15 protein-coding genes and 1 tRNA gene are annotated in these 10,945 nt (G+C 64.0%); 7 read left to right on the plus strand and 9 right to left on the minus strand.

Annotated elements, in window-relative coordinates; translation table 11 throughout:
• Window positions 1-11: 11 nt before the first annotated feature.
• Genes LZ536_RS04820 through LZ536_RS04830 form a run of 3 tightly spaced genes read right to left on the minus strand, consistent with a single transcriptional unit; the run spans window position 12 to window position 2,799 of the window.
• Complete coding sequence (locus LZ536_RS04820; RefSeq protein WP_249847164.1) at window positions 12-779, minus strand: SDR family NAD(P)-dependent oxidoreductase; 768 nt, start codon at window positions 777-779, stop codon at window positions 12-14.
• Window positions 776-1,555, minus strand: coding sequence for an SDR family oxidoreductase (locus LZ536_RS04825; RefSeq protein ID WP_249847165.1), 780 nt, complete (start codon window positions 1,553-1,555; stop codon window positions 776-778). The genes LZ536_RS04820 and LZ536_RS04825 overlap by 4 nt, the downstream gene beginning before the upstream one ends.
• Window positions 1,552-2,799, minus strand: coding sequence for an acyl-CoA dehydrogenase family protein (locus LZ536_RS04830; protein WP_249847166.1), 1,248 nt, complete (start codon window positions 2,797-2,799; stop codon window positions 1,552-1,554). Before LZ536_RS04830 ends, LZ536_RS04825 begins: the two co-directional genes overlap by 4 nt.
• A gap of 103 nt (window positions 2,800-2,902) precedes the next feature.
• Here LZ536_RS04830 and LZ536_RS04835 point away from each other — a divergent pair, with 103 nt between their 5' ends.
• From LZ536_RS04835 to LZ536_RS04845, 3 genes are all read left to right on the plus strand, one after another.
• Entirely contained in the window at window positions 2,903-3,511 is a 609-nt protein-coding gene (locus LZ536_RS04835; RefSeq protein ID WP_249847167.1) for a hypothetical protein, read from the plus strand.
• Window positions 3,512-3,560: 49 nt separating this feature from the next.
• Window positions 3,561-4,715 carry an acyl-CoA dehydrogenase family protein gene (locus LZ536_RS04840; RefSeq protein ID WP_249847168.1) on the plus strand — a complete coding sequence of 385 codons (1,155 nt, stop codon included), beginning with the start codon at window positions 3,561-3,563 and terminating at the stop codon, window positions 4,713-4,715.
• Between the two features lie 93 nt (window positions 4,716-4,808).
• The gene (locus LZ536_RS04845; RefSeq protein ID WP_249847169.1) at window positions 4,809-5,939 is read left to right on the plus strand and encodes an acyl-CoA dehydrogenase family protein; all 1,131 of its coding nucleotides are present in this window, start codon (window positions 4,809-4,811) and stop codon (window positions 5,937-5,939) included.
• On the opposite strand, the gene LZ536_RS04850 is transcribed toward LZ536_RS04845, so the two are convergent.
• Both LZ536_RS04850 and LZ536_RS04855 read right to left on the minus strand, forming a co-directional pair.
• Entirely contained in the window at window positions 5,936-6,319 is a 384-nt protein-coding gene (locus LZ536_RS04850; protein ID WP_249847170.1) for a PaaI family thioesterase, read from the minus strand. The two genes, LZ536_RS04845 and LZ536_RS04850, sit on opposite strands and share 4 nt — an antisense overlap.
• 32 nt (window positions 6,320-6,351) lie before the next feature.
• On the minus strand, window positions 6,352-6,504 hold the full coding sequence (locus LZ536_RS04855) for a hypothetical protein (protein ID WP_249847171.1): 153 nt from the start codon (window positions 6,502-6,504) through the stop codon (window positions 6,352-6,354).
• Window positions 6,505-6,645: 141 nt separating this feature from the next.
• Between LZ536_RS04855 and purS the strand changes: the two genes are divergently transcribed.
• A complete protein-coding gene (gene purS, locus LZ536_RS04860) occupies window positions 6,646-6,885 on the plus strand; it encodes a phosphoribosylformylglycinamidine synthase subunit PurS (protein WP_249847172.1) in 240 nt (79 codons plus the stop codon).
• The gene (gene purQ, locus LZ536_RS04865) at window positions 6,882-7,547 is read left to right on the plus strand and encodes a phosphoribosylformylglycinamidine synthase subunit PurQ (protein ID WP_249847173.1); all 666 of its coding nucleotides are present in this window, start codon (window positions 6,882-6,884) and stop codon (window positions 7,545-7,547) included. The genes purS and purQ overlap by 4 nt, the downstream gene beginning before the upstream one ends.
• 9 nt (window positions 7,548-7,556) lie before the next feature.
• Here the strand turns inward: purQ and LZ536_RS04870 are convergent, their stop codons facing one another.
• Window positions 7,557-7,787 carry a hypothetical protein gene (locus LZ536_RS04870; RefSeq protein WP_249847174.1) on the minus strand — a complete coding sequence of 77 codons (231 nt, stop codon included), beginning with the start codon at window positions 7,785-7,787 and terminating at the stop codon, window positions 7,557-7,559.
• 81 nt (window positions 7,788-7,868) lie between these two features.
• On the opposite strand from LZ536_RS04870, the gene LZ536_RS04875 reads away from it, so the two are divergent.
• A tRNA-Arg gene (locus tag LZ536_RS04875) sits at window positions 7,869-7,945 on the plus strand.
• Between the two features lie 3 nt (window positions 7,946-7,948).
• On the opposite strand, the gene LZ536_RS04880 is transcribed toward LZ536_RS04875, so the two are convergent.
• A complete protein-coding gene (locus LZ536_RS04880; protein WP_249847175.1) occupies window positions 7,949-8,551 on the minus strand; it encodes a hypothetical protein in 603 nt (200 codons plus the stop codon).
• A 155-nt stretch (window positions 8,552-8,706) separates the two neighbouring features.
• Between LZ536_RS04880 and LZ536_RS04885 the strand changes: the two genes are divergently transcribed.
• The gene (locus LZ536_RS04885; RefSeq protein ID WP_249847176.1) at window positions 8,707-8,985 is read left to right on the plus strand and encodes a hypothetical protein; all 279 of its coding nucleotides are present in this window, start codon (window positions 8,707-8,709) and stop codon (window positions 8,983-8,985) included.
• Here LZ536_RS04885 and LZ536_RS04890 read toward each other — a convergent pair.
• Window positions 8,982-10,157: an acetate/propionate family kinase gene (locus tag LZ536_RS04890; protein WP_249847177.1), complete on the minus strand. Its 1,176-nt coding sequence runs from the start codon at window positions 10,155-10,157 to the stop codon at window positions 8,982-8,984. The two genes, LZ536_RS04885 and LZ536_RS04890, sit on opposite strands and share 4 nt — an antisense overlap.
• A gap of 11 nt (window positions 10,158-10,168) precedes the next feature.
• Window positions 10,169-10,945 carry an enoyl-ACP reductase FabI gene (gene fabI, locus LZ536_RS04895; RefSeq protein ID WP_249847178.1) on the minus strand — a complete coding sequence of 259 codons (777 nt, stop codon included), beginning with the start codon at window positions 10,943-10,945 and terminating at the stop codon, window positions 10,169-10,171.

Here is a 10,945-nt window from a genome sequence, read left to right on the forward strand (position 1 = left end):
ATCTCCGATGGTCAGAAGGCCGTGCGGCCATAGCTTTGGTTGTAGAAAGGATGGCTGATTGACAGGCCGCCATCAACGACCAGGGCATGGCCATTGACGTAGCTGGAATCGTCCGACGCCAGGAACAATGCAGCATGAGCGATCTCGTCCGGCTCGCCGCCCCGCTTGAGCGGATTGAGATTGCCGAGCAGCGACTCCTTCCCGCTGTCGCGTGCCATGTCGTAGATCGCCTTGGTCATTCCGGTCTCGATCAGACCGGGGCAGATGGCGTTCACGCGAATATTGCTGTCGCAAAGCTGGGTCGCGGCGACCTTGACTAGGTTGATGACGCCCGCCTTGGACGCAGAATAAGCGGGCCCACCTGCGCCGGCGCGGATGCCCGCCACCGAAGCGGTGCAGATGATCGATCCGCCGCCGCGTTCTTTCATGACCGGCCCGGCATGCTTGATCGCGAGGAACGGGCCAATCAGGTTCACCCGCAGGATCTGCTCCCAATCCTCGACGCTCTGTTCGAAAATTGAAGCGAGCCCACCGGAAATGCCGGCGTTGGCGAAAAAGATGTCGACGCCGCCGAAATCCTTTTGCGCGCGCTTGATGAGGCCTTTGACTGCCGCTTCGTCGCCCGCATCGGCGGCGACTCCGGTCGTACCTTCGAGCTCGGGCATTCCTAGGTCGGCAGCGATGACTCGGGCGCCCTCCGCAACGAACAGCGCGGCGGTCGCAAAGCCGATGCCGGATGCGGCACCGGTTACGATCGCGGTTTTGCCCGCAAGCCTCATAGTCCCGCTCCAAACGTGCTGCCGCCGTCGACGATCAAGGTCTGCCCAGTGACGAAGCTGGCCGCGCCGGAGGCGAGGAAAATAGCCGCACCGGCCAATTCCTTGGGCTCCCCGATGCGCTTCAACGCAGCGACGCTCGTCACGCGCTTCAAGATCTCCGGATTCTCCCAAAGTGCGCGGGCGAAGTCGGTGCGGACGAGGCCCGGCGCTATGGCGTTTACGCGGACGCCCTTGGGACCGAATTCGGCGGCGAGGTTGCGAACCAGTTGCAAGTCGGCTGCCTTGGAGATGTTGTAGGCGCCGATCACCGCCGAGCTGGTCAGGCCACCGACCGAGCTGACGATGATGATTGAACCATCGCCGCGCTCCAGCATGTCCGGTGCGGCCATCTGCACCAGCCAGTGGTTGGCGATGACGTTGTTATCGAGGATCTTGCGGAACTGGTCGTCGGTAATCCCGCCCATCGGCCCGTAATAGGGATTGGAAGCGGCGTTGCAGACGAGGATGTCGATCTTGCCCAGCCGCTGTTTCGTCTCGTCGACCAGCGCCTGTAGCGCTTGCTTGTCGGAAATGCTGGCGGCGATGGCGATGGCGCGCTCTTCGCCGTGGGCGTCATTGATCGCCTTGGCGACATCCTCGCACGCGTCCTGCTTGCGGCTGGAAATCACGACCATGGCACCGTGGTGGGCGAGGCCCTCGGCGATGGCCCGGCCGATGCCGCGCGAGGAGCCAGTGACGATAGCGACTTTGCCGGTGAGATCGAACAAATGGCTCATGCCGGCAGCTCGGCGTGCTTCGAATATTCGATCAAGGCGATGCTCCGGTTGTGGACCTCGTCCGGGCCGTCGGCGAGGCGCAAGGTGCGGATACCGGCCCAGCTCGATGCCAGCGGCGTGTCCTGGCTGACGCCAGCGCCGCCATGCGCCTGGATAGCGTCGTCGATGATCTTCAGTGCCATGTTCGGCGCCTTGACCTTGATCATGGCAATCTCGGCCTTGGCGGCCTTGTTGCCGGCCTTGTCCATCATGTCCGCGGCCTTGAGGCAGAGGAGGCGCGAGCAGTCGATCTCGATGCGGGCGTCGGCGACGCGCTGCTCCCAGACGCTATGCTCGGCAAGGCGCTTGCCAAAGGCCGTGCGGCTCTGCAGTCGGCGGCACATCAGGCCCAGTGCTTCCTCGGCGGCGCCGATGGTCCGCATGCAATGGTGGATGCGGCCCGGGCCGAGGCGGCCTTGCGCGATCTCGAAGCCCCTGCCCTCGCCGAGCAGCAGGTTCGACGCAGGGACCCGGACATTGTCGAGCTTGATTTCCATGTGGCCGTGCGGCGCGTCGTCATAGCCGAAGACGGTCAGAGCGCGTTCGACGGTGATGCCCGGAGTATCCATCGGCACCAAAATCATCGACTGCTGTCGGTGCTTTGCCTCGCCGCGGTCGGTCTTGCCCATCAAGATGGCGACCTTGCAGCGCGGATCCCCTGCGCCCGACGACCACCATTTCTTGCCGTTGATGACATAGTCGTCGCCGTCGCGGGCGATGTCGCACTCGATATTGGTCGCGTCGGACGAGGCGACGCCCGGCTCGGTCATCAGGAAGGCGGAGCGGATCTCGCCACGCATCAGCGGCTTCAGCCACTGCTCCTTCTGCTCGCGGGTGCCGTAACGGTGAAGGACCTCCATATTACCGGTGTCCGGCGCGGAGCAGTTGAAGACCTCCGATGACCAGAGGATGCGCCCCATTTCCTCGGCGCAGAGGGCATATTCGAGATTGGTGAGCTGCTCGCCTTCGAACTCGAAGCTCTCGTCGACATGCTGGAGCGCGCCGCCGGGCGGCATGAAGAGGTTCCAGAGGCCCGCCTTGTGCGCGAGCGGCTTCATGTCCTCGATCAGCTTCAGCGGTTGCCAGCGGTCGCCGGTCGCGATCTCGCGAGGATAATCGGCCTGGCGCGGCCGCACATTCTTGTCGATGAAGTCGCGAACCCGGTCGCGGAAATAGGCCTGCCGCTCCGTAAGGTCGAAGTCCACTGCCCGCTCCCCTTTGACGCGTTGCGTTTGAAAACCGGCTAGGCCGGAGCGCGCGCCGGGGCAAGAGGCGGAACGCTCTTCGTTCAGGCCCGTTAGCACGGCCATGAAACGATCCGCCGCAATCGCGATCCTCCTCGCCGCCTGCTCGCAGCAAAACCAGCAGCCGACCAATAACACCGGCCAGCCGGTCGAGCAGGCCGACGCCAATGGGGTCGCGCCTGCCGCGATTGCCAATGAGTCCACGCCTCCGCCCGTCAGTGCGCAACCGGACGAGGCCACCAATGCCTCCGTTCCGCCGCCACCACACGTCGATCCCAACGCGCCTCCTCCCGCAGACGAAAAGTCCGCGTTGGGCGCGGCTCGCAGGCTCCAGGAATATTGCGATGCCGTGGCCACCAAGCGCTACCGCGATGCCTATTCCTATTGGGGAGACGGCGGGAAAAGATCCGGCCTGACGTTCGAGCAATTCCGCGCCAGCTTCGCCAAATACGGCGCCTACGACTGCCATATCGGCAAGCCGGGCGATTCCGAGGGTGCCGCCGGGTCGATCTACATCACTGTCCCGCTACAGGTGACCGGTGCCCTGACAAAGGGCGGCGGGTTCGTACTGGAAGGCCCGATCACGATGCGCCGCGTCAACGACGTCGACGGTTCCTCAGCGGAGCAGCGGCGCTGGCACATTGAATCCTCCGGTCTCAAGCCCCGCCCCTGATTGACGACGGGGGCGGCGCTCGGCACGAAGAGTTTCGAGGAGAAACCTAGTGCCCGACCTCGAACAATTTCGCGCCGACACGCGCGCCTGGCTGGAAGCGAATTGCCCGCCTGAGATGCGCGAACCCATGCGCTCGGAAAAGGACGCCTGTTGGGGCGGCCGGAACTTCGAGTTTCAATCCCCTGCCCAGAAGCAGTGGCTCGACGCGATGGCCTCGCGCGGCTGGACCGTTCCGGACTGGCCAAAGGACTATGGCGGCGGCGGACTCTCTCCGGCCGAGACCAAGGTCCTCAAGCAGGAAATGGCGCGGATCAACGCTCGCCAGCCGCTAACCAGCTTCGGCATTTCCATGCTCGGACCGGCGCTGCTGAAGTACGGCACCGAGGAGCAGAAGAAGCATTATTTACCCGAGATCGCCCGCGGCGAAATCCGCTGGTGCCAGGGCTATTCCGAACCGGGCGCCGGCTCCGACCTCGCCGGCCTCCAGACAAAGTGCGAAGACAAGGGCGACCATTGGCTGGTCAACGGCCAGAAGGTCTGGACCTCTTATGCCGACCAGGCCGATTGGATTTTCTGCCTGGTCCGCACCTCGACCGAGTCCAAGCACGGCGGCATCAGCTTCCTGCTGTTCGACATGGAATCTCCGGGCGTCTCGACCAAGCCGATCCTGCTGATCAGCGGCTATTCCCCCTTCTGCGAAACGTTTTTCGACGATGTGAAGGTGCCGAAGGACCAGGTCGTCGGCGAGGTCAACAAGGGCTGGGACGTCGCCAAATATCTTCTCGGCCACGAACGCGAGATGATCAGCGGCATGGGCCTAGGCGGCGAAAAGGTCGCGCTGGGCAAGACCGTCGGGCCGATCGACGATCCGCTGCTCCGCGCCGAAATCGCCGCTTTCGACGTCGATTCCATTGCCTTTTCGGCGATGAGCGAGCGCTTCATCGACCAGTTGAAGGCCGGCGAAGCGCATCCGGCCATGCCCTCGATGATGAAATATGCCGGAACCGAGCTCAACAAGCGCCGCCACGAGCTGATCATGGCGGCCGGCGGGTCCGATGTGCTCGAGTGGGAAAGCGAGCGGTCGAAGGAGGGCAAGGCCGCGCGCGACTGGCTGCGGACCAAGGCCAATTCGATTGAGGGCGGCACGAGCGAAGTCCAGCTCGGCATCGTCGCCAAACACATCCTCCGACTGCCGGGGACCTAGCCAATTCCCGTTCGTGCTGAGCGAAGTCGAAGCGCGCGGCACGACGGTCGGGCAAACGCCCTTCGACTTCGCTCAGGACGAACGAGATTATAGATGGCATTACTGTCGGACGACCAGAAGCTGATCCAGGAAACGGCGCGCAATTTCCTCGCCGAGGAAGGCAGCATCGCCAAACAATTGCGCCACTGGCGCGGCATCGGCTGCAGCGACGGCTTCGGACACGACTTATGGAAGCAATTCGCCGAGCTCGGCCTCACCGGCATCTGCATTCCGGAGAGTGTCGGCGGCGCCGGCATGGGCGCAGTCGAGGCCGGGCTGGTCCTGGAGGAGATCGGCCGCAACCTGACGCCCTCCCCCTTCCTGACGACCTCGGTGGCGGCGGTGAAGGCGCTGGAAGGATCGGCGCAGGCAGAACGCTGGTTCCCCGGCATCGTCGCGGGCGAAACGGTCGCGGCTTTGGCGGTCGATGAAGGCAAGAGCCACAATCCAAAGGCAATCGCACTACAGGCGAAACGGTCAGGCAACGGCTTCGCGCTTAACGGACAGAAGCAATTCGTCGTGCAGGGGAAGTCGGCCGACGTCATCATTGTCGCCGCGCGAACAGCGGGTTCGCCAGGCGAGACCGATGGCGTCACTTTGTTCGCCGTCGAGAAAGGCGCGAGCGGCCTTGAGCTTGAAAACGTCGCTCTGGCGGATTCGTCGAAGGCGGCCCGCCTTGTCTTTGACAATGTCCAGGTCGATGCCGACGCCGTAGTCGGCGAGGTGGATGGCGGCTGGGCACCGCTGTCGCGGGCACTTAACGCCGGACGAGCCGGCGCCGCCGCCGAGCTGGTCGGGGTCGCTGCCGGCGCGTCCGACATGACGTTCGACTATCTCAAGCAGCGTAAGCAATTCGGGAAGCTCATCGGCGAATTCCAGGCGCTGCAGCACCGCGCGGCCCATCTCTACGGGGAGATCGAAATTGCGCGGGCCGCGTCTCTCAAGGCCGCGGAACTGCTCGACGCCGGTTCTGACAGCGCCGAGCTCTTGGTCGCCGTCGCCAAGGCCAAAGCCGGCCGCAGCGCGGCGCTCGCCGTCCAGGAAGGCGTCCAGATGCATGGCGGCATCGGCATGACCGACGAGCATGACATCGGCCTCTACATGAAGCGCGAGGCGGTCTTGTCGGAACTTTTCGGCTCGCCCCGCTTCCACGCCAACCGTGTCGCGGAACTGTCCGGCTACTAGTCGCGGACCAGCAGGAAATTCATCTGCGCGGCGGCGATCGGTTCTTCGCGGCCTTTCTGCCACGCCTGCGCCTCGACATTGGCGATCCGGCCGCCGAGCCGCTCGATATGCGCCGAAGCATAAGTGTCGCGCGGCAGGCCGGCGCGCATGTAATCGACGGTCACGTTGATTGGCTTCATCGTCGCCGACCTGTCGCCCAGCGCCTGGCGCAGGGTCACGAAGGCCGCGAATTCGAGCAGCCCGGCAATGGCGCCCCCGTGAAGGTAGCCGGGCCGGCCGACGACATCGTCGTGAAATGGCATGACGAACAGCGGCATGCCGCGCTCGTCCTGGTCGACGCGTAATTTCAGCAGCTCGGCATAGGGCGGAAGCGCGGTCATCACCGGCTCCCTAGCGGCAATGTGGCCGGGGGTCAGCCCCGAGCCTTGTAGCTCGCGACAATCCCGAGAATGAAGCTGGTCACCAGGGCCAGCTGGATCTTCCCGTTGGGATCATGCCAGCCGAAGTAGCGCGCGCCCCATCCAAAGAGGGCGACGAACATCGCAATGGCAATGGCTGCAACCATGGGTCCCCCTCCCAATTCAGCCCGGATACAGTCCGGCATCATGATTGTGCCCCGATCTTGGTAAAGAATGAGTAAAGCTTGAGGAACCGGGACGGCACGGCCATAGGGGCGCAAAATCCCGGCCCGCAGAGGAAAAAGCCCATGAAAGCCCGCGTCTTCGTCACCCTGAAGCCCGGAGTGCTCGATCCGCAGGGCAAGGCGATCCACCATGCCCTCGAAGGACTTGGCTTCGGCGGCGTCCAGGACGTCCGGGCCGGCAAGCTCATCGAACTCGACCTTGCCGACGGCACCAGCGACGACGAAATCGCCGATATGTGCCGCAAATTGCTGGCCAATACGGTCATCGAGAACTTCCGGATCGAACGGCTGGAGAACGCATGAAAAGCGCCGTCATCGTCTTCCCCGGCTCCAACTGTGACCGCGACCTGAAGGTCGCAATCGAACTGGTGACTGGACACGCGCCGGAGATGGTCTGGCACAAGGAAAGCGAGCTTCCGGCCGGGATCGGCCTCATCGCCATCCCCGGCGGCTTCTCCTACGGCGATTATCTGCGGTCCGGAGCGATGGCTGCCCGCTCGCCCGTCATGCGCGCGGTTTCCGAAGCCGCTGGGCGGGGTGTGCCGGTCCTGGGCATCTGCAACGGCTTCCAGGTGCTGACCGAGGCCGGGCTCCTCCCCGGCGCCTTGATGCGCAATGCGGGCCTCAGCTTCGTCTCAAGGCCGGTCGCACTAACCGTCGAAAACGCCCAGAGCCTGTTCACAGCCCGCTACCGCCAGGGCGAGGCCATCTCCATTCCGGTCGCCCACCACGACGGCAATTACCAGGCGGACGGCGAGACCCTGGACCGCCTCGAAGGCGAAGGCCGCGTCGCGTTCCGCTACTCCGAAAGCGTCAACGGTTCCGCACGGCAGATCGCAGGCATCATCAACGACGCCGGCAACGTGCTAGGCATGATGCCGCACCCGGAGCGGGCGATGGAGCCCGCGCACGGCAATGAGGACGGCAGACGCCTGTTCGAAGGCTTGCTGGAAGCCGTTGCCTGAGTCTGGCGGTTAGCGGTCGCGCTTGACGTCGAGCCGCTGGCAGCCAGCCTGGCCCGGCGGCAACATGCAGAGGAAAGCACGGTCAGGCCCGTTGGGATCGACGACGACGGTCCGCTTTTCCATGGTCATGGGGTCAGTGAGGATGACGATGGTCGCGGCAGCAGCCGGCGATGCCACGGCGGGCAAAGCCAATGCAGCGAAGGCGGTCGCCAGTCTCATCATTCCCCCAAGTCGTTGCACGGAGCATCCGCCTTTACCGTTGAACGTAAAATGAATGGCCGGTTTGTTGACCCAAGGCAATGCCGCTAGACGAATTCCCACGCGCCCGTAGCTCAGTTGGATAGAGCACGTGCCTTCTAAGCATGAGGTCGCAGGTTCGAATCCTGCCGGGCGCGCCAAACCTATTCGGCCTTGGGGCTTTCGTGGCGGCGAAGCCGGGTGGCGAGGACGTCGATGACATGGTGCTCGCTCTTCGAGACGCCGTCGCCGAGCCCAAGCTGGCGGGCGATTTCGCTGCCTGAGACGGCGGCGACGTCGTGGCAGGCATCGAGGATCCGCTGCACCCGCTCCTCGCGCTCGGCGGGCGGGAAGATGTTAAGGCCGAACCGGATGACCTCGATCGCCGTGTCGAACAGTTCCTCCGAGGGACGCGCGTGCAGCCATTCGTCGAGCTTGGCGTGGGCTGGGCTCCCTGCCTCGACACCGCGATCGTGAGCAAGGCGGAGAACGACATCATGTTCCTTGCGTGAGACCTTGCCTTCGGCCCAAGCCACCTGGACCAGATGCGCGCACAGGAAGGCGGACGCCGTATCGGCAGTGATCCCGAGCGAACGGGCGCGTTCCAGCAATTCCGGATTGTCGACATGCAAGCCGTCGCGAAGCGCCTCGGCCATGTCATCAAGCTTGTTGGCGTTGCGCAGCTTTTCGAGAAGCCTGGCGTCCTGCTGGCGAAAATAATTCGCCTCCATCGCCTTTTCACGATCGCTTAATATGCCCTTGTCCATCGCTCACCACCCATGAGTCGGCTATCATGATTTGCGGCAAGCATAGCCGTTATCGGCGATTTCCAGAACATCCGGACATTCCCTGAACGGCGAAGGGGCAGACATCGGGTTGCCCCCGATAGGCGCGCTCCGGGAGAGGCATAGGGTGCGGCGCCATGGCGAAACGCATTCTCCTGCCCGAAAGCGATCCGGCGGCGACCCTCCTCACCGTCGAGGAGTTGGAGATGGGCTTTAGCGACGGCCATGTCGAAGCCTTCCGCGAGACGGTGATTGCCGCCATCCGCGAGACATCTGAATTACTCAGGACTGAAGACATGCCGGCGCGCTGGCGGGCGCAGCTCGACCGCCAGGTCCGCCACATGCGGCACTATGTCGAAATCGCCGACCTCTATCTGGCGAAGCAAAGCGGCAGCGGATCCAGCCTGATCAACTAGAGCCCCAGCAACGCCGCGGTATGGCGGCAGATCACCATCTCTTCGTCTGTCGGCAGTACCCAGACGGGGATCCTTGAGGACTCCGCGTCGATACGCTGGGCGTGGTCGGCGTTCGCCTGCTCGTCGAGCGCAGCGCCAAGCCACCCGCAGCCGGCGACCACTTCCGCCCGGGTCTTCGTGTCGCGCTGGCCGATACCGCCAGTGAAGACGAGGCCGTCGAGCCCGCCGAGCGCGGCCGATAGCGAGCCGATCTCGCGCACGATGCGATAGACGAAAAGGTCGGTTGCCTCCTTGGCCCTTGGATCGTCCGACTGGCGCAGCGTACGCATGTCGGACGAAATCCCCGACACGCCGAGAAGGCCTGACTTCTTGTAGACCAGGGCCTCAAGCTTCCGTGCATCCATTCCCGCTTCGTCCAGGAGGTAGATGAGGACGCCGGGATCAACCGAGCCGCACCGGGTGCCCATCATCAGGCCCTCAACCGCAGTGAAGCCCATGGTTGTCGCGGCACTCTTGCCGCCATCAAGCGCACAGAGGCTGGCCCCGTTGCCGAGGTGAGCGATAATGATCTTCTTTTCGGCGTAGTCCGGCGCGACCTCACGCAACTTTCCTGCGACAAATTCATACGAGAGGCCATGGAAGCCGTAGCGGCGCACGCCCTTGTCGGTGATGTCGCGCGGGAGCGCGAACGAATAAGCAAGCGCCTCCTGCGTTTGATGGAAGCTCGTGTCGAAGCAGGCGACCTGCCGAATTGCCGGCACCCGCAATGCTATCGCCTTGATCGGCCCAAGGTTATGCGGTTGGTGCAGCGGGGCCAGCGGGGTTAGTTTGTCCAGTTCCCGAATGACCTCCTGCGTGATTTCTACTGGCGCAGCATATTTGGTCCCGCCGTGGACTACGCGATGGCCAATGCCTTCGACAGTCGAACCGGGGAGCAATTCCCTGAGCTTGTCGATGATGACGTGCATTGCCTCGGCATGGCCAAAGCCTTCCGGGGGCCATTCATGCTTGGCCACTTCCTCGCCGCCGGCGTTTTCGACAGTAAGCCTCGGCGATACCCCGATCTGCTCCACCTGGCCCTTCAGCAGGAGCTTCTCTTCGCCGGCCGTATCGTAAATGCCGAACTTCACGCTCGACGAACCGGCGTTCACGACTGCGATGCATTTGGCCATGGGCTTGCTCCTCAGGCGACGATGTTGGCGCCGCCGTCGATGTAGATCGTGCCGCCCGTGATCCGCCGGGCGTAGGGACTGGCGAGGTAGGCGCAGGCGGAGCCGACATCGTCGATGTCGACCAGTTCGTGCAGCGGCGACTGCGACGCGGCATCGTTCAACAGCCGCGAGAAATCCTTGATGCCGGACGACGCGCGGGTAGCGAGCGGCCCGGGCGAAATCGGGTGGACGCGGATGTCCTTGTCGCCAAGCTCGAACGCCAAATAGCGGCAGGCCGCTTCCAGCGCCGCCTTGACCGGCCCCATGACGTTGTAATTGGCAACCACTCGTTCTGCACCGAGATAGCTCATCGCGAACATCGTACCGCCATCCTTCATCAGCGGGGCCGCGAGCTTCGCCATGCGCACGAACGAGTGGCAGGACACATCCATGGCCCGTGCGAAGCCGGCCGCAGAACAGTCGAGCAGCCCGCCCTGCAGGTCTTCCTTGGGCGCGAAGGCGATCGAATGGATCAGACTGTCGAGACGCCCCCAGCGCGCGCCGATTTGGTCGAATAGTGCCTCCAGCTCGCCCGGGTTTTCGACGTTGAGGGGCGCCATGATTTCGGCCCCCAGCGCCTCGCCAAGTGGCTCGACATGCGGACGCGCCTTGTCGTTAAGCCAGGTGATGGCGAGGTCGGCGCCGGCCGCCCGGAAGGCGGTGGCGCAGCCGTAGGCGATGGACTGGTCGTTGGCGATGCCGACGATCAGCGAATTGTGACCGTCGAGGATCGGCCGGACGTCGCTCAT

The organism is Sphingomonas alba, assembly GCF_023516555.1.
Taxonomy (GTDB): Bacteria; Pseudomonadota; Alphaproteobacteria; order Sphingomonadales; family Sphingomonadaceae; genus Sphingomicrobium; species Sphingomicrobium album.

What these genes read in the sequence shown, in the direction of transcription:
- LZ536_RS04820 (WP_249847164.1), bottom strand. Translation starts at nt 779, where the DNA reads ATGAGGCTTGCGGGCAAAACCGCGATCGTAACCGGTGCCGCATCCGGC.
- LZ536_RS04825 (WP_249847165.1), bottom strand. Translation starts at nt 1,555, where the DNA reads ATGAGCCATTTGTTCGATCTCACCGGCAAAGTCGCTATCGTCACTGGC.
- LZ536_RS04835 (WP_249847167.1), top strand. Translation starts at nt 2,903, where the DNA reads ATGAAACGATCCGCCGCAATCGCGATCCTCCTCGCCGCCTGCTCGCAG.
- LZ536_RS04845 (WP_249847169.1), top strand. Translation starts at nt 4,809, where the DNA reads ATGGCATTACTGTCGGACGACCAGAAGCTGATCCAGGAAACGGCGCGC.
- LZ536_RS04850 (WP_249847170.1), bottom strand. Translation starts at nt 6,319, where the DNA reads ATGACCGCGCTTCCGCCCTATGCCGAGCTGCTGAAATTACGCGTCGAC.
- LZ536_RS04855 (WP_249847171.1), bottom strand. Translation starts at nt 6,504, where the DNA reads ATGGTTGCAGCCATTGCCATTGCGATGTTCGTCGCCCTCTTTGGATGG.
- purS (WP_249847172.1), top strand. Translation starts at nt 6,646, where the DNA reads ATGAAAGCCCGCGTCTTCGTCACCCTGAAGCCCGGAGTGCTCGATCCG.
- purQ (WP_249847173.1), top strand. Translation starts at nt 6,882, where the DNA reads ATGAAAAGCGCCGTCATCGTCTTCCCCGGCTCCAACTGTGACCGCGAC.
- LZ536_RS04880 (WP_249847175.1), bottom strand. Translation starts at nt 8,551, where the DNA reads ATGGACAAGGGCATATTAAGCGATCGTGAAAAGGCGATGGAGGCGAAT.
- LZ536_RS04885 (WP_249847176.1), top strand. Translation starts at nt 8,707, where the DNA reads ATGGCGAAACGCATTCTCCTGCCCGAAAGCGATCCGGCGGCGACCCTC.
- LZ536_RS04890 (WP_249847177.1), bottom strand. Translation starts at nt 10,157, where the DNA reads ATGGCCAAATGCATCGCAGTCGTGAACGCCGGTTCGTCGAGCGTGAAG.
- fabI (WP_249847178.1), bottom strand. Translation starts at nt 10,945, where the DNA reads ATGAGCGACGTCCGGCCGATCCTCGACGGTCACAATTCGCTGATCGTC.